This window comes from Streptomyces sp. URMC 126, assembly GCF_051386555.1.
GTDB lineage: Bacteria > Actinomycetota > Actinomycetes > Streptomycetales > Streptomycetaceae > Streptomyces.
Genome location: NZ_JBPQTX010000147.1, coordinates 1 through 16,665 on the forward strand (window position 1 = coordinate 1; position 16,665 = coordinate 16,665).

The window sequence follows — 16,665 nt, forward strand, 5'->3', positions numbered from 1 at the left end:
CCTTCACCGTTTCTTGCGGGGGCCGGCCCCCGCAAGAAACGGTGAAGGGGCGGGGCCGGGGAAGCGTCACCCAGCCGCCGGCAGCCCCGCCGCGTCCAGCAAGTACGCCGTCATCGGCTCGTAGAACCGAGGATCGACGACATGGTCGTCGAGCGGCACCGCCACCCGCAGCACCCCCTCCGCCTCCGCCAGGAACAGCGCCGGATCGTTGCAGTCCGCGAAGCCGACCGTGTCGATCCCGCGCTGCGCCGCGCACCCCGCCCACCCGTGGTCCGCGACCACCAGGTCCGGCAGCGGGTGGCCCTCCCGCTCCAGCCCGTCCAGGACCGCCGCCATCGGGGCGGGGGAGTGGGTGTGCCACAGCGTGGCCCCGCGCTCGAACACCGCCACGTCGGCGACCTGGTACACCGAGCCCTCGTCCGCCCGCAGCCCGCCCGGCACCGAGACGATCTCGCAGCCGGCGGCGCGCAGGGCCGCGGCCGTCGTCCGGTGCACGTCCAGCAGCCCGCCGGGGTGGCCGGTGGCGAACAGCACGCGCTGCCGCGCCTCCGCCGCCTTGCGCAGGCACACGGCCGCCCGCTCCAGCGCGGCGAGCGTCAGCTCCGGGTCGATGGCGTCCTGCCCGGACCGCAGCGCCGGGTCGTCGCTGACCCCGCAGCGCTCGGCCATGACGGCCAGCACGTCCTGCTCGTCCGTCCAGCGGTCGCCCAGCTCCACGCCCAGCCAGTACAGCCGGTCGCCGTGCGCGAGCCGGCGGTAGTGGTCGAGACTGTTCTGGCGGGGCGTCGCGACGACCCCCGCGATGCGCGTCCTGACGAGGTGGTCGAACAGCTCGGCTCGGGTGGGTACGGTCTGCGGCGTCGGCATGAGGGCATTCTCCCCGCCCGCCGGGCCGCGGTCTCCCCCGGCCCGCGATGGACGCCGTGTCCAAGAGAAGAGGCCGGACGCACAGTTCCGTACATGTGCGGAAACCCGCCCCCTGCCTACCCTCGGGAACGTCCCAGGCAGCGATCCGAGAGGCTCCCCGCATGACCACCGACGCCCCCCGTGAACCGCGCGGCCCCGTCGACTCGTCCCGTATCCCGCGCTACGCCGGACCGGCGACCTTCGCCCGGCTGCCCCGGCTCGACGAGGTCGGCACGGCCGACGTCGCCGTCGTCGGCGTGCCCTTCGACACCGGCGTCTCCTACCGCCCCGGCGCCCGCTTCGGCGGCAACGCCATCCGCGAGGCGTCCCGGCTGCTGCGCCCCTACAACCCGGCGCAGGACGCGTCGCCGTTCGCCCTCGCGCAGGTCGCGGACGCCGGTGACATCGCCGCCAACCCGTTCGACATCAACGAGGCCGTCGAGACGATCGAGGCCGCGGCCGACGACATCCTCGGCACCGGCGCCCGCATGATGACGCTCGGCGGCGACCACACCATCGCGCTGCCGCTGCTCCGCTCGGTCGCCAAGAAGCACGGTCCGGTCGCGCTCCTCCACTTCGACGCGCACCTGGACACCTGGGACACCTACTTCGGTGCCGAGTACACCCACGGCACTCCGTTCCGCCGGGCCGTCGAGGAGGGCATCCTCGACACCTCCGCCCTCTCCCACGTCGGCACCCGCGGCCCGCTGTACGGCAAGCAGGACCTGACGGACGACGAGAAGATGGGCTTCGGCATCGTCACCTCGGCCGACGTCTACCGCCGGGGCGCCGACGAGGTCGCCGACCAGCTGCGGCAGCGCATCGGCGACCGCCCGCTGTACATCTCGATCGACATCGACTGCCTCGACCCGGCGCACGCCCCCGGCACCGGCACCCCCGAGGCGGGCGGCATGACCTCCCGCGAGCTGCTGGAGATCCTGCGCGGCCTGGCCTCCTGCAACCTGGTCTCCGCGGACGTCGTCGAGGTCGCCCCCGCGTACGACCATGCCGAGATCACGGCCGTGGCCGCGTCCCACACGGCGTACGAGCTGACGACGATCATGTCGCGGCAGATCGCGGCGGCGCGTTCGCAGGGCTGATCGGGCCGGGGTGCCGTCCCCGTCCGTCACGGCGTCCGTCACGGCGATCGTCACGGCGATCGTCACGGCGTTCGTTACGGCGGGATGAAATCCGCCGCTCCCGGCGTTGGCGCCTTCCGGTAAGGCGTACGAGTCGGGAGGACCCGGGTGGCGGAGAAGGCGGAGCAGCGCGCGGACATACGCGCGCGGGGACGCGACGACGGTCGTACGGGCGGACGCGGTGACGGGCGTACGAACGGACGCGGTGACGGGCGTCCGGAGGAGCCGGGCTGGGCCAGGCGCCTCGCCGGCTACTGCTGGCGGTACCGGCGGGCCGTGCTGCTGGCGCTGGGCTCCTCGCTGGGCGGCATGGCCGTCACGGCCCTCGTCCCGCTCATACCCAAGGTGATCATCGATGACGTCATCGGTGGTCACCACCGCCCCCTGGCCCCCTGGGCCACCCTGCTCATCGTCGCCGCGGTCGTCGTCTACGGCCTCACCTACGTCCGCCGCTACTACGGCGGCCGGCTCGCGCTCGACGTCCAGCACGACCTGCGTACCGAGATGTACGCGTCCATCGCCCGGCTGGACGGCAAGCGGCAGGACGAGCTCTCCACCGGGCAGGTCGTCGGCCGCGCCACCAGCGACCTCCAGCTGATCCAGGGCCTGCTGTTCATGCTGCCGATGATGATCGGCAACATCCTGCTGTTCCTGATCTCGCTGGTCGTGATGGCGGTCCTCTCGCCGCTGCTCACCGTCGTGGCGCTGGCCGTCGCCCCCGCCCTGTGGTTCCTCGCCTCCCGCAGCCGCGTCAAGCTCTTCCCCGCCACCTGGTACGCCCAGGGGCAGGCCGCCGCCGTCGCCGGTGTGGTGGACGGCGCCGTCGGCGGCGTCCGGGTCGTCAAGGGCTTCGGGCAGGAGGCCCAGGAGAGCGAAAAGCTCCGGAAGGTCAGCCGCCGGCTGTTCGCCGGGCGGCTGCGCACGGTCCGGCTCAACTCCCGCTACACCCCCGCCCTCCAGGCCGTCCCCGCGCTCGGCCAGGTGGCCATGCTGGCGCTCGGCGGCTGGCTGGCGACGCGCGGACAGATCACCCTCGGCACGTTCGTCGCCTTCTCCACCTACCTCGCGCAGCTCGTCGGCCCGGTCCGGATGCTGACGATGATCCTCACCGTCGGGCAGCAGGCCCGCGCCGGCGTCGAGCGCGTCCTCGAACTGATCGACACCGAGCCCGTCATCGACGAGCGCCCCGACGCCCACGAGCTCCCCGCGGACGCGCCCGCGACCGTCGAGTTCGACGACGTCTCGTTCGGCTACGACCCTTCCCGGCCCGTGCTGGACGGCGTGACGCTGCGGATCGAGCCCGGCGAGACGCTCGCCGTCGTCGGCGCCTCCGGCAGCGGCAAGTCGACGCTGTCCCTGCTGCTCCCGCGCTTCTACGACGTGACGTCCGGGGCCGTCCGGATCGGCGGCCACGACGTCCGCGACCTCACCCACGCCTCGCTGCGGGCCGCGATCGGGCTGGTGCCCGAGGACAGCTTCCTGTTCTCCGACAGCGTCCGCGACAACATCGCGTTCGGCCTGCCCGGCGCCACCGACGAGCAGGTGCGCACCGCCGCCCGGGCCGCGCAGGCCGACGGCTTCATCTCGGCGCTGCCCGAGGGCTACGACACCAAGGTCGGCGAGCAGGGCCTGACCCTCTCCGGCGGCCAGCGCCAGCGCATCGCCCTCGCCCGCGCGATCCTCGCCGACCCCCGGCTGCTCCTCCTCGACGACGCCACCTCGGCGGTCGACGCGCGCGTCGAGCACGAGATCCACGAGGCGCTGCGCGGCGTGATGGCCGGCCGGACGACGCTGCTGATCGCCCACCGGGCGTCCACCCTCGGCCTCGCCGACCGGATCGCGGTGCTGGACGGCGGCCGGCTCGTCGACGTCGGCACGGCGGACGAGCTCCAGGAGCGGTGCGCCCTCTACCGGCTGCTGCTGACCGACCCCGACGAGCTGGGCGGCGTCGCCAAGGACCCGGCGGGCGCGACGGAACCGCCCGTCGACACCGTCGAGGACGAGGCGGACAGCCGCGTGGACGGCGTCACCCCCGCGCTCTGGAAGCGGGACGACTCGGCGGAAGCGGACGATCCGCACGGCTCCCTCACCGGCATGCCCGCCACCCCCGAACTCCTCGCCAAGGTCGCGGCGCTGCCGCCGGCCACCGACACCCCGGACATCGACGAGGAGCGGGCCGCCAAGCCCGAGGAGGCGTACGGCCTGCGGCAGTTGCTGCGCGGCTTCGGCGCGCCGCTGGCGGTGAGCCTGCTGCTGGTGGCGGTGGACGCGGTCGCCGGGCTGCTGCTGCCGGTGCTGATCCGGCACGGCATCGACCAGGGCGTGGAGCGGATGGCGCTCGGCGCGGTGTGGGCGGCGTCCGGGCTGGCGCTGCTCGTCGTCCTCGCCCAGTGGGCGGCGCAGGTCGGCGAGACCCGGATGACGGGCCGGACCGGCGAACGGATCCTCTACTCCCTGCGGTTGAAGATCTTCGCGCAGCTCCAGCGGCTCGGCCTCGACTACTACGAGCGCGAGCTCACCGGCAAGATCATGACTCGGATGACGACGGACGTGGACGCCCTGTCGACGTTCCTCCAGACCGGGCTGGTCACGGCGGTCGTCTCGGTCCTCACCTTCCTCGGCATCCTGGTGGCGCTCCTCGTCATCGACGTGCAGTTGGCCCTGGTGGTCTTCGCGACGCTGCCGCTGCTCGTCGTCGGCACGGTCTTCTTCCGGCGGCAGAGCGTCAAGGCGTACGAACTCGCCCGGGAGCGGGTCGGCCTCGTCAACGCCGACCTCCAGGAGAGCGTCGCCGGCCTGCGGATCGTGCAGGCGTACCGCCGCGAGGAGGCGGGCGCCGACCGGTTCGCCGAGCGGAGCGACGACTACCGGCGGGCGCGGGTGCGCGGCCAGTGGCTGATCTCGGTGTACTTCCCGTTCGTCCAGCTCCTGTCGTCGGTGGCGTCGGCGGCGGTGCTGATCGTCGGCGCGGGGAGGGTGGACGACGGCACGCTGACGACGGGCGCGCTGGTCGCCTACCTGCTGTACATCGACCTGTTCTTCGCCCCCGTGCAGCAGCTCTCGCAGGTCTTCGACGGCTACCAGCAGGCGACGGTGTCGCTGGGCCGGATCCAGGCGCTGCTGCGGGAGCGGACGTCGACGCCGGTGGCGGAGGATCCGCGTCCGGTGCGGAAGCTGCGCGGTGAGATCGTCTTCGACGACGTGCACTTCCGCTACGGCACCGCCGAGGAGGGTGCGGGCGGTCGCGCCCAGGCCCTCAGCGGCATCGACCTGACCATCCCGGCCGGCCAGACGGTCGCCTTCGTCGGCGAGACGGGGGCGGGCAAGTCCACGCTGGTCAAGATGGTCGCCCGCTACTACGACCCGACGTCGGGAGCGGTCCTGGTGGACGGGAACGACCTGCGCGAGCTGGACCCGGTCGCGTACCACCACCGCCTGGGCGTCGTCCCCCAGGAGCCCTACCTCTTCCCCGGCACGGTCCGCGACGCCATCGCCTACGGCCGGCCGGACGCGTCCGACGCCGAGGTGGAGGCGGCGGCGCGGGCGGTGGGCGCCCACCCGATGATCGCCACCCTGGACGGCGGCTACCTCCACCCGGTCGCCGAGCGCGGCCGCAACCTGTCCGCCGGCCAGCGCCAGTTGATCGCGCTGGCGCGGGCGGAACTCGTCGATCCGGACGTGCTGCTGCTGGACGAGGCGACGGCCGCGCTCGACCTCGCCACGGAGGCGCTGGTCAACGAGGCCACGGACCGGCTGGCGGGCCGGCGTACGACGCTCGTCGTCGCCCACCGCCTGACGACGGCGGCGCGGGCGGACCGGGTGGTCGTCCTGGACGGGGGCCGGGTCGTGGAAGACGGCACGCACGCCGAACTCCTGGCCTTGGACGGCCGTTACGCGGCACTGTGGCGGACGTTCGCGGGCGGCGCGGGGCGGGAGGAGGCGCTCGGGGTGGGCGCCTGAGGGGGCTTGGGAGGACGTCATGGCGGCACGCCTAGGCTGACGCCATGACGTCACTCCCGCACCAACCGTTGCTGCGCCTGCTCTCCGACACCCACGTCCCCGCCGAGGTCCGGCACGCCTTCGGGTACCTCCGCCCGGTGGCCGAGGGGCTGGTGGAGGGCATCGCCCTCGACACCCCCGACTCGATCGTCCTCCTCGACGACAAGGGCGTGGCGGCGGACGGCGACCCCGAGGCCCTGCGCGCTCTGGCCCGCGCCAACCTCGCGGCGCTCCCCATGGGCAGCGACCGGCTGGACCGGCCCGACGGGACGGTCCTCTACATCGTGGGCGCCGGCTCGGCGCACGCCGCGAGCAAGCTCCTCGTCCTGGACGAACTGGTCCGCGAAGTGACCGGCCAGGCCCCGCCCGCCGAGGGCGTCCTCGTCACCGTCCCGAGCAAGCACAACCTCGCCTTCCACCCCATCGTGGACGGGACGGTGGTCAGCGCGGTCAACGACCTGGCGGCGTTCGGCCTCGGCGCGTACCAGGACAACCCCGGCGACTGCATCTCGCCCCGGGTCTACTGGTGGCGGGACGGCACCCTGACCTCGCTGACGGCGATCGACCACGAGACGAAGCAGTTCTCCATCCGCCCGCCGGAGGAACTCCTCACCACCATGCGACGGTTGACGGCGGCCTGAGAGGTGTGCTTATTGCGGCTGCGCCGCATATCAGCCCGTCCGGCGTTTGAGGACAACCGCGCGGAGCGCGGTTTCGGGGGTGCGGGTGCTCGCCCCCGTAGGAAACGGTGAAAGGTCGGGGCTGGGGGCCCACCCACGGTCGGACCCGGCCCGCGCCCGCGCTCACCGTATCCGAGAGATCCGTGCTCCGAGAGCTTCGCGGGCCTCTGGAAGCCGTTGCTCACCGGTACAAGCTAACGGCTACTCGGTGGCGCCGAGTTCGGCTGTGAATACCGCGTGTTCGATCGCGTAATGCCAGGCCCTTTCCCATACTTGAGAGTAACGGCTGACCTCTGCTGGTTCGGTGATCAGCTCGACGTCGGTGAGGTCGTCGGCCTCGTCGAAGTTGAGCAGGGCGACCAGACGGGAGTCGAAGATCCAGAAGTCCTCAGTGGGCAGATTCCGTTGCTCAGCGTCCGTGCGCCACAGGTGGCGGATGTCCTCGCCGAGCGCGATGTTCTTCTCGGCGTGCGCCAGGAGGTAGCGCTGGCCCGGAGTCGGCGGATCATCGACGACGCGCACTCGGCCGACCCTCGCCCCACGCGAAGTCTTCTTCCGAATGGTGACGGACCAGGGAGTGGTGAGATCCCATTGCGGAGGCTCGCCCTTCAGGAACTGGGCGTATGTGTCGGTCGCCTCGTCGGAGGCGTACCGCGTCCGGGTCTCAAGCCGCCACGCGCTGTGCTCGAAGACCTCGAACAGTTTCCCGAAAGCGTCCAGAGAAATGGTGCGGGGCACGCGCTCGACCTCCTTCTGCCGCCGGACGGCGGCCTGGCCAGGGGGGAGGGGCGGGACTGGGGGAGGCCCCGGGGAAGTCAACGGAGGTAGGTCTCCTGCCACTGCACCGACGTCATCCGCAGAGCTGCCTCGGCGAGGGATTGTGCCGACGCCGTCTTGAGTTTGGCGCGGCTGGTGTCGATCCAGTTCTGCACGTTCTGGTAGCCCTGCTCGCGGTATTCCACCGCCTGAATCAGACACTCCAACTTGTCGGCGTCATGGGCACACAGAACCTCCAGCCCGGTCCCGTTCTCGTACTCGTCGACGATGCGCTGGACGCCTTCCCTGACGGCCGGGTGGGCGGCCGACACCTGGTCGGCGGTCACGTTCTCGTTGGACGTGGCGGTCAGGTAACGCCGCCCGATGTGCGGGATGTCCCCGACGCGCGTTTCCTGTGTGTCGTGGAAGAGGCACATGAGCGCCACCCGCGCGGGATCGGCACCCTCCATCATGGCCAGCACGGAGCCGATGATCCCCGTCCGGAACGAGTGCTCCGCGATCGACTCCGGGTCCTTCACCCCGGCGATCCACCACCCGGACCGCTTGGCGCGCTTCAGCATGCCTACCTCCATCAGGAAGCCGGCCGTTCCGTCGGTGTGTGCTTTGCCCGTCATGCGGTGCCTTTCGAAGGGGGTTCGCGTGTTCGTCAGGAGGCGGTCAGAATTCGATTTCGGCTTTTCGGGCGAGCCTGACGAGCCGCGGGTTGCTCCGCTTGTGCAGCGTCGTGAGTACGCGGATGAGCTCCTGGCTGGTGGGGTGTACCTTCGCCATTTGAGGAGCGATGCTCCACGCCTTCTCCAGATCCTCAAGCGCCCCTTCCCGATCACCCAGCGCCAGCTTGGAACGGGCGGTGTTCATGTACATCGGGCTGGTTCGTGTGGCGGGAAGCGTCAACGGCCGCCGTGCCGGATCCTTGGTGAGATCCTGCATGACCGCGATGGCGTCGGTGTACCTCCGCAGGTCGCTGCACGTCGCGACGACATGAACCGCCGTGTTCTGCGGTCCGAAGTGAAGTCCTCCGGCGCGGCTGACGTCCCGGCCGAAATCCTCGGCGAGATTCCAGGCTTCCTCGATATGGCGGTCGGCCGTACGCCGGTCTCCCAGTCGCCCGGCCAGTGTCAGTCCCCGGAGGTGCAGTGTTCCCAGAGCGTAGGAGCGCTCGAACCTGTTGGCTTCCCCACGCTCCACTTGAGTGATGGCACGGTCGACAACGGCCAGGCCGTCCTCGAATTCCCCGTGGTTCAGGTAGACCCCGGCTTCATCCCTGGCGGCGACCGCGAGCGTTACCGGGTCGGCCTGTTGTGCGGCGATTTTTTGCTTCGTGACGGCCAAGTCGGCCAGGGTCATCCAACGGTGGCGCGCGGCGAGCCAGTAGACGCACGAGTACGCCTCCGCCACCATGGCCCACGCCTCCGGCGTTCCCGTCCTGTGAGCGTAGTTCGTCACTTCCGCCACAAGCGGCGGAAGCTTCAGGAGTACCAGGCCGAGGTCGGCGTTCCCTCGAATTTCCGACATCTCGGCCAGGGCTGCCCTGAGTTGTTCCGCGCTCGCCGTGGATTCGGCCGGAAGGTCGAATCGCCGAATCACCGAGTTGAGGGCCTTCAGTGAGTCCTCGGCGCCGACCACCGGTGTCGATCCCAAGACCACTTCAAGGCTGACGCCGAATGCGCGCGCCAGTGCGGCGGCCACGCCCTGCGTCAGCGTCCGCTCGCCGCGTTCGATCTTTCCGATATGCGGCCTGGACAACCCGGCGCGCCGCGCCAGCTCCTCTTGCTTCCAGCCGCGTTCGTCACGGAGCACCCTGACGTTTGCTCCCGGCCCCGGAACCTCAATGATCGCGCTCATACTGCCCGGCTTTCGAATCGACGTTCGCCGCTTCAATGATCCACCAACTGGTGCACCCAGCACAGCGTTTGGGTACCCACTGGGTACCTCCAACCCCTGCCATCCGACGTTACACAGGACCAACCTGTCAGTGCCCGATCGCCGATGAGCAGGGCATGCGGAGGAGAGAAATTCATGACAGCGATCGCGTACCACCGAGGTGCGCACGCATGCGACGCCGCCGAACGAGTGGGCGAGCCCATGCGTCGTACGCGGAGGCTTCACGGACGTCTGGAGCGCCGCCGGCCGCGCAAGAAATTCGACCGAGCCGTTCGGCCCGCCGTTCCGGTCGAGTGGCCCACGGCGATCCGCCGGGCGGGGGGTGCCGCGTGACGCACCTGTCGTTCGGCGTCGGGGCCCGACCCGTCTTCGTCCCCAGCCCCCACGCGCCGTGCGCCGAGTGCAACCGGATCACCGACGCCCGGCACGCCGCCGAGCGCGCGCACGACTGGTCCCGCGTGGAGCGGCTGCGCCGGGAGGGGCTTCGGCACGGGGGCGAGGTACACCGTGACTGACTGGATCCCGCAGCCGCTCGAACTGGTCCTGGACCTCGACCGCGACCGGTTCGGCGTCGTCGTCGGCTGGGACCACGGCACCCGTCGGATCACCCTCCGCCCGCCGGAAGGCGGACGGACCTGGCGGCCGACGCGCTACCGCCGGGCCACCACCACCGACAAGCTTCGCGCCCGCGTGCGCGAGCTGAACCGGGAGGGGCGTCGCGGATGGTGACGGCCGACCGGGACGGTGGTGGGATGCCGCCCGAGAACGGCGGGCCGGGCGGGAGAGGGCGCGTCGGATGCCCCGAGTGTGCTCGTCTGAAAGGCGACTTCGCGCAGGCGCTCCGCGCTGGTGACCGTCGCGAGGGCGAACGCGTAGTCGCCGCCCGTGGGCTGCACTTGTACGCAGCGCACTGGGGGCCGAAGTGACGTCCGCCGGCCCATCGATCACGGTCGCCGACGGAGGGGGCTGGGTCACGTAGGCCCCCTTCTGCGGACTCCCGCCTGTGCCCAAGACGATCCGGGTGCGGCAGGCGGGGCACGAGATTGTCCGGCCTTGTCGGGAGGACGTCCGGCCGGACGGGTGCGCATCGCATGAACGGTGTGGAGAGGCTCCCCACCGGCACTACTCACTCAAGGAGGCACCATGCCCTGGTGGCGGACGATGGCGGACGGCAACCCGCAGGACGACAGCGACAGCGGTAACAAGCACGGCGGCGGCGGGTCCGACGAGGGCGGCAACACCAACGACGGCAAGAACCCGGCGGACGGTAGGTGAGTGAGCGTCGACGGCATGGGGGAGGCGGGCCCGGAGGGGCTCGTTTCCGCGCTCAGGGCGTCCGGGGCGCTGACGAGTGAGTGGTTGTCCGCCTTCGAGGCGGTGCCCCGGCATTTGTTCGTGCCGGACGTCATTTGGCCCGGGCGCGCCGGTATGAATCGGCAGAGCGATCGCGTGGTCCGCACCGAGGAGCCCGAGACCTGGTGGGCTGCCGTCTACCGGGACGCGCCGATCACGACGCAGTGGGACGACGGTGCGTACGGCGGTCCGGGCAAGGGGAGGGTCCCGTCCTGCTCCAACTCAATGCCCAGCATGGTGTTTTCGATGCTTGCAGCGCTGAGCGTCGAAGAGGGGCATCGCGTGCTGGAGATCGGCACCGGGACCGGTTGGAACGCCGCCCTGCTGTCTCACCGCCTCGGCGCCGCGAACGTCGTCACGGTGGAGGTGGACGAGACCAGCGCGCGGGAAGCGCGAGCCCGGCTCGGTGCGGCCGGGTACGCACCGCTCGTCGTGGTCGGTGACGGGGCCGAGGGGTTCCCCGGCGGAGCGCCGTACGACCGGGTGATCGCCACGTGTTCCGTCGGGAGCCTGCCCCGGCCGTGGATCGCGCAGACGAAGCCCGGCGGCGTCATCGTCGCACCCTGGGGGCCCGTCTACGGAGGGGAAGCCGTGGTCCGCCTCACCGTCGCGGGGGACGGGTCGGCGTCCGGCCGGTTCGTCGGCTCGTCCGCGTTCATGCGGCTCCGCGCGCAGCGGACCGAGCGTACGCACGTCCGGGAGTACCTCGGGGGCCGGAAATGGCCGGCCGACGGAGTGCGTGGTACGACCCGCCTGTCTCCGGACGCCGTGGGCGACTGGCACGTGATGTTCGCGATCGGTGTGCAAGTCCCCGGGGCGTATCCGTGGATGGAGGCGTACGACGACGGCTCGTACACCCTCTGGCTGCGCGATACCGCCGTCACGTCGTGGGCGACGGTGGACTACGAGCCGGGCAGGGGCGAGTTCGAGGTCTACCAGTCCGGGCCCCGGAAGTTGTGGGCAGAGGTGAGCGCCGCCTACCACTGGTGGGACGCCCGGGGACGGCCCGGGTTCGAGCGGTTCGGCCTGACCGTGGACGCCGCCGACGGTGAACACGTGTGGCTGGACGAGCCTGGTCGGCCCGTACCGGTCGTGCGGTCGTGAAGGCTCGGAGGGGTGTCGATCAAAGGCCCGTCCCACAGGGTTAGTTGGCCGGACAGTGTCATGGGCGACCGTCGGACGTCCGCTCGTCGGGCATCAGTGGTCGTGCTGCCGGAGTCGTGACGCGGTGCAGGGCGGCGGCGCGCGTTCGGTGGTACGCCTGTTCGTAGCGGGTTCGGCGCTCGGGTGGGAGGTCGGGGTCGGACAGGGCGGTGGGCAGGGGGACGACGCGGACGGGACCGGTCAGGTCGATGAGGATGGGGATGAAGCCCAGGCGGCGGACCCGCCAGGCGCCGCCCGTCCGGGAGAACCGGAACCAGGAGAGCAGACCCTCCTCGGTGGTACCGCGTGAAACGCGGTGCCGCGCGAGGAGGTTGCCGTGGCCGTAGACCACCCACGTGCCGTTGATCCGTTCGATCGGCTGGACCGCGTGGGCGTGGTGGCCGAGGATCACGTCGATGGACGAGCCGGCCGTGAGTTCCGCGGCCCGGGCGAGCTGGCGCGGGCTGGGTTCGTGCTGGTGCTCGCGTCCCCAGTGCATGCTGAGGAGGACCACTTCGGCGCCCGCGCGGCGGGCCCGGTGGGCCTCGTCGAAGACGCGTTCGCCGACCGGGTTGGCCAGCCACGGCTTGTCCGCGGGCCGGAGCCGGGTGCCGAAGCCGTAGGTGTAGGAGAGGTGGGCGACCGGGACGCCTCCGGCCTCGATGATGTTCGGCCGGTCCGCCTCCGCCCGGTTCCGGGCCGAGCCGGTGTGCCGCAGGCCGGCCGCGTCCAGGGCGTCCAGGGTTCGCCGCACACCGGCCTCGCCCTGGTCGAGCGTGTGGTTGGACGCGGTCGAGCAGCTATGGAACCCCACGTCCGCCAAGGCCGTGGCGATCTGCGGCGGGGTGGAGAAATCCGGGAATCCCGAGAACGGTCCCCCGGCCGGCGCGAGAGGCGTTTCCAGGTGGCAGACGGCCAGGTCGGCCCGGGACAGCGTCGGCTTCAGGCCGGCCAGCATCGGCCCGAAGTCGAGCCCCCGGCCGCCGGCCGCCTCCGCGTCCCGGGCCGCCTGCTCGATCAGCGGAGGATGGATCAGGACATCGCCACCGGCGATCACGGTGAAGGACACCTCACCATGATTGCCCGGCGGTCCCGGTCTCCGCGGCGACTCTCGGTCTCCGTTGCGAGGTCCGGGCGGTTCGGGTGGCCCGAACCCGTGTGAACTGCGAGGACAAAGGGTCTGGCGCAACGCATGTCACCCCCGATAGGTTCACCGCGACCTTTGCGAACCCAGGGGAGGGCGCATGCGCAAGGCTCTCAGATCGCTGCTGGCGGCGTCGATGCTCATAGGAGCGATCGGCGCCGGCAGCGCCACGGCGGAGGCGGCGACCACCGTCACCGCCCCGAAGACCGACATCAAGGACCGCATCCTGAGCATTCCCGGGATGAAGTTCGTCGAGGAGAAGCCCTACCAGGGCTACCGCTACCTCGTGATGACGTACCGGCAGCCGGTGGACCACCGGAACCCCGGCAAGGGCACCTTCGAGCAGCGCTTCACCCTGCTGCACAAGGACACCGACCGGCCCACCGTGTTCTTCACGTCCGGCTACAACGTCTCCACCAACCCGAGCCGCAGCGAGCCCACGCGCATCGTGGACGGCAACCAGGTGTCGATGGAGTACCGGTTCTTCACCCCGTCCCGCCCGCAGCCCGCCGACTGGTCCAAGCTGGACATCTGGCAGGCCGCGAGCGACCAGCACCGCCTGTACAAGGCGCTGAAGCCGGTGTACGGGAAGAACTGGCTGGCCACGGGCGGCAGCAAGGGCGGCATGACGGCCACCTACTTCCGCCGCTTCTACCCGAACGACATGAACGGCACGGTCGCCTACGTCGCGCCCAACGACGTGAACGACAAGGAAGACTCGGCGTACGACAAGTTCTTCCGGAACGTCGGCGACCAGGCCTGCCGCAACCAGCTCAACTCGGTGCAGCGCGAGGCGCTGGTCCGCCGCGGCGAGATCGTCGCGCGGTACGAGAAGTGGGCGAAGGAGAACGGCAAGACGTTCAAGGTCGTCGGGAGCGCCGACAAGGCGTACGAGAACGTCGTCCTCGACCTGGTGTGGGCCTTCTGGCAGTACCACCTGCAGAGCGACTGCGCCTCCGTCCCCGCCACCAAGGCGTCCACCGACGAGCTGTACAAGTTCATCGACGACATCTCGGGCTTCGACGGCTACACCGACCAGGGCCTGGAGCGCTTCACCCCGTACTACTACCAGGCGGGCACCCAGCTGGGCGCCCCCACGGTGAAGAACCCGCACCTCAGGGGCCTGCTGCGGTACCCCGGCATCAACCAGCCGCGCTCGTACGTCCCCCGGGACATCCCGATGACGTTCCGCAGCGGCGCGATGGCGGACGTCGACCGCTGGGTGCGCGAGGACAGCCGGAACATGCTGTTCGTGTACGGGCAGAACGACCCGTGGAGCGGTGAACCGTTCCGCCTGGGCAAGGGCGCCGCGGCGCGGCACGACTTCCGCTTCTACGCCCCCGGCGGCAACCACGGCTCGAACATCGCCCAGCTGGTGGCCGACGAGCGGGCCAAGGCCACGGCCGAGGTCCTGAAGTGGGCCGGCGTGGCGCCCAAGGCCGTCGAGAAGGACGAGAAGGCCGCCAAGCCGCTCGCCCCGTTCGACGCCAAGCTGGACCGCGCCAAGGTGGACCGGCAGGCCACTCTGCGGCCGTAGTCCGGCACGCGGAGGGCGAGAGCAGATGACGGCGGGCGCTTCCCGGGAGGGGGCGCCCGCCGTCGCGTCGGGGCTCCGCGACCTCCCCCGGCCGTCACCCCCCGGCCGTCGTCCCGGCTGTCACCCGCCGGTCGCCGCCGCGCGCAGCAGCCGGACCGTCTCCGTGATCGCCGGGCGCCGGGCCGCCCCGATCCGCCAGTACGCGAACAGCCGCCGTACCGGCACGGGCTCGACCGCCACGATCCTTACGTCCGGCGGCAGCGCGCCGCGGCCCAGGCGCGGTATGACGGCGACGCCCAACCCGGCGTTCACCAAGGCCAACTGCGTCTGGTACTCGGCCACCTGGTGGACGAGGTTCGGCTCGTGGCCGGTCGCGCGCAGGGTCCGTACCAGCCAGTCGTGGCAGACGGTGCCGGGCGGCTGGCAGATCCAGCGCTCCGCCACCAGGTCCGCGGCCGTGACCGTGCCGCGGCCGGCGAGGGGGTGGTCCCGGGGGACGAGGAGGTCGCACAGGTCCTCGCCCAGCACCGCCCGTTCCATGCCCTCCGGCGCGGGCAGCGGGTTGATGTCCCAGTCGTGGGCCACGGCCAGGTCGATCACCCCCTGCGCGACGAGCCCCACCGACAGGTGCGGGTCGATCTCCGTCAACCGGGCGTCAACCGTGGGGTGTTCGCGCGCGAGCCGGGCCAGGACGCCCGGCAGCAGGTCCCGGGCGGCCGTGGGGAACGCGCCGACGGTCAGCCGTCCGGTCGGCAGGCCGCGCCGCTCGTCGAGCTCCGTCTCCGCCCGCTCGACCAGCACCATCAGCTCCCGCGCGGTCTCCGCGAGCCGCACGGCGGCGTCGGTGAGCACCACGCCCCGGCCGCGTCGCTCCAGCAGCGGGGTACGGGTCTCCCGCTCCAGTTTGGCGATCGCCTGGGACACGGCGGACGGGGTGTAGCCCAGGGCCATCGCCGCCGCGCTGACCGAACCGTGCACGGACACGGCGTGCAGGGCGCGCATCCGGGACAGGTCCAGCACGTTGTCACCTCCTCGTCGAAGAGCACTCTTTGAAGCGCTGCTCCATCCCATAGTGAAGAAAGATGAACTGGTGCTGTACGGTTCAGGCCCGTGATGCTGGTCGCATGCCACCGCGTCACCTCTTCCTCGCCGTGTTCGTCGCCGCTCTGTGGGGGGTCAACTTCGTCGTCATCGACATCGGCCTCGACCACTTCCCGCCCCTGCTCTTCGACGCCCTGCGCTTCCTCGCGGCGGCGGTGCCCGCCGTCTTCTTCGTCGGCCGGCCGCCGGTGAAGTGGCGCTGGATCGTCGGGGTCGGACTGACGCTGGGCGTGGGCAAGTTCGGGCTGCTGTTCATCGGCATGCGCTCCGGGATGCCCGCCGGGCTGTCCTCGCTGGTCCTCCAGGCGCAGGCGGTGTTCACCGCGCTCTTCGCCTTCCTCGCGCTCGGCGAACGGGTGCGCGGGAGGCGGGCGGTGGGCATGGCCGTGGCGGTCGCCGGGATCGCGGTCGCGGCGGTCGACGAAGGGCTGTCCGGGCCGTTCCTCGGCTTCGCCCTCGTGATGGCCGCGGCGGCGTTCTGGGGCGTCTCCAACATCTTGACCCGCAAGGCCGCCGCCCCGGACGCCTTCCGGTTCATCGTCTGGGTGAGCACCGTCCCCGTCCTGCCGCTGCTCCTGCTCTCCCTCGTCCTGGAGGGCCCGCGCGCCGACGCGGAGGCGCTGCGGTCGCTCGACTGGAGTGGCGTCGGCGCGCTCCTTTTCGTCGCCTGGGTCAGCACGGTGCTCGGCTTCGGCCTCTGGGGGCACCTGCTGCGCGTCCACGACGCCTCGGCCGTGGCCCCGTTCTCGCTCCTGGTGCCGGTCTTCGGGATGTCGTCGGCGGCGCTGCTGCTCGGCGAGGGCGTGAGCCCGCTGCGCTGGTGCGCGGCGGTGCTGCTGGTCGGCGGCATCGGGCTGACCTCCCTGACCCGGCGGGGCGCGCGCCGCGTCGCGCGGACGGGCGCGCCGGTCCCGGGCGGGGCGGTCCAGGGCGGGCCGCCGGCCGCGGCCGGTACGCCGGCCCCCGCGCACGGCGGCGACGGACGCGGCTGAGGCGTCGGCT

At 71.5% G+C, this 16,665-nt stretch carries 15 protein-coding genes; 9 read left to right on the top strand and 6 right to left on the bottom strand.

Annotated elements, in window-relative coordinates:
• Positions 1-66: 66 nt before the first annotated feature.
• Positions 67-867, bottom strand: a complete 801-nt coding sequence (locus ACSNOK_RS18780; RefSeq protein ID WP_436781866.1) for a phosphatase — start codon at positions 865-867, stop codon at positions 67-69.
• A 161-nt stretch (positions 868-1,028) separates the two neighbouring features.
• On the opposite strand from ACSNOK_RS18780, the gene speB reads away from it, so the two are divergent.
• The 3 genes from speB to ACSNOK_RS18795 all read left to right on the top strand — a co-directional run bounded on the left by speB (position 1,029) and on the right by ACSNOK_RS18795 (position 6,685).
• Positions 1,029-2,006, top strand: coding sequence for an agmatinase (gene speB / locus ACSNOK_RS18785; protein ID WP_436781867.1), 978 nt, complete (start codon positions 1,029-1,031; stop codon positions 2,004-2,006).
• A 315-nt stretch (positions 2,007-2,321) separates the two neighbouring features.
• Positions 2,322-6,005, top strand: coding sequence for an ABC transporter ATP-binding protein (locus ACSNOK_RS18790; protein ID WP_436781879.1), 3,684 nt, complete (start codon positions 2,322-2,324; stop codon positions 6,003-6,005).
• A 44-nt stretch (positions 6,006-6,049) separates the two neighbouring features.
• Positions 6,050-6,685: a hypothetical protein gene (locus ACSNOK_RS18795; protein ID WP_436781868.1), complete on the top strand. Its 636-nt coding sequence runs from the start codon at positions 6,050-6,052 to the stop codon at positions 6,683-6,685.
• Positions 6,686-6,925: 240 nt separating this feature from the next.
• On the opposite strand, the gene ACSNOK_RS18800 is transcribed toward ACSNOK_RS18795, so the two are convergent.
• From ACSNOK_RS18800 to ACSNOK_RS18810, 3 genes are all read right to left on the bottom strand, one after another.
• Entirely contained in the window at positions 6,926-7,462 is a 537-nt protein-coding gene (locus ACSNOK_RS18800) for a DUF6879 family protein (RefSeq protein WP_436781869.1), read from the bottom strand.
• 77 nt (positions 7,463-7,539) lie between these two features.
• Positions 7,540-8,115 carry an HD domain-containing protein gene (locus ACSNOK_RS18805; protein WP_436781870.1) on the bottom strand — a complete coding sequence of 192 codons (576 nt, stop codon included), beginning with the start codon at positions 8,113-8,115 and terminating at the stop codon, positions 7,540-7,542.
• 43 nt (positions 8,116-8,158) lie between these two features.
• Positions 8,159-9,346 carry a helix-turn-helix transcriptional regulator gene (locus ACSNOK_RS18810; RefSeq protein ID WP_436781871.1) on the bottom strand — a complete coding sequence of 396 codons (1,188 nt, stop codon included), beginning with the start codon at positions 9,344-9,346 and terminating at the stop codon, positions 8,159-8,161.
• A gap of 368 nt (positions 9,347-9,714) precedes the next feature.
• Between ACSNOK_RS18810 and ACSNOK_RS18815 the strand changes: the two genes are divergently transcribed.
• From ACSNOK_RS18815 to ACSNOK_RS18830, 4 genes are all read left to right on the top strand, one after another.
• The gene (locus tag ACSNOK_RS18815; RefSeq protein WP_436781872.1) at positions 9,715-9,900 is read left to right on the top strand and encodes a hypothetical protein; all 186 of its coding nucleotides are present in this window, start codon (positions 9,715-9,717) and stop codon (positions 9,898-9,900) included.
• The gene (locus ACSNOK_RS18820; protein ID WP_436781873.1) at positions 9,893-10,114 is read left to right on the top strand and encodes a hypothetical protein; all 222 of its coding nucleotides are present in this window, start codon (positions 9,893-9,895) and stop codon (positions 10,112-10,114) included. Before ACSNOK_RS18815 ends, ACSNOK_RS18820 begins: the two co-directional genes overlap by 8 nt.
• 414 nt (positions 10,115-10,528) lie before the next feature.
• Positions 10,529-10,660, top strand: coding sequence for a hypothetical protein (locus ACSNOK_RS18825; RefSeq protein ID WP_436781874.1), 132 nt, complete (start codon positions 10,529-10,531; stop codon positions 10,658-10,660).
• 303 nt (positions 10,661-10,963) lie between these two features.
• Entirely contained in the window at positions 10,964-11,842 is an 879-nt protein-coding gene (locus ACSNOK_RS18830; protein WP_436781880.1) for a methyltransferase domain-containing protein, read from the top strand.
• Positions 11,843-11,900: 58 nt separating this feature from the next.
• On the opposite strand, the gene ACSNOK_RS18835 is transcribed toward ACSNOK_RS18830, so the two are convergent.
• Positions 11,901-12,950, bottom strand: coding sequence for a CapA family protein (locus ACSNOK_RS18835; protein WP_436781875.1), 1,050 nt, complete (start codon positions 12,948-12,950; stop codon positions 11,901-11,903).
• A gap of 175 nt (positions 12,951-13,125) precedes the next feature.
• On the opposite strand from ACSNOK_RS18835, the gene ACSNOK_RS18840 reads away from it, so the two are divergent.
• Complete coding sequence (locus ACSNOK_RS18840) at positions 13,126-14,562, top strand: S28 family serine protease (protein WP_436781876.1); 1,437 nt, start codon at positions 13,126-13,128, stop codon at positions 14,560-14,562.
• 120 nt (positions 14,563-14,682) lie between these two features.
• Here the strand turns inward: ACSNOK_RS18840 and ACSNOK_RS18845 are convergent, their stop codons facing one another.
• Positions 14,683-15,582 (bottom strand): LysR family transcriptional regulator, encoded by a 900-nt coding sequence (locus tag ACSNOK_RS18845; protein WP_436781877.1) that lies wholly within the window; start codon positions 15,580-15,582, stop codon positions 14,683-14,685.
• Positions 15,583-15,686: 104 nt separating this feature from the next.
• On the opposite strand from ACSNOK_RS18845, the gene ACSNOK_RS18850 reads away from it, so the two are divergent.
• Positions 15,687-16,655 carry an EamA family transporter gene (locus tag ACSNOK_RS18850; protein ID WP_436781878.1) on the top strand — a complete coding sequence of 323 codons (969 nt, stop codon included), beginning with the start codon at positions 15,687-15,689 and terminating at the stop codon, positions 16,653-16,655.
• The last annotated feature ends 10 nt before the right edge of the window (positions 16,656-16,665 follow it).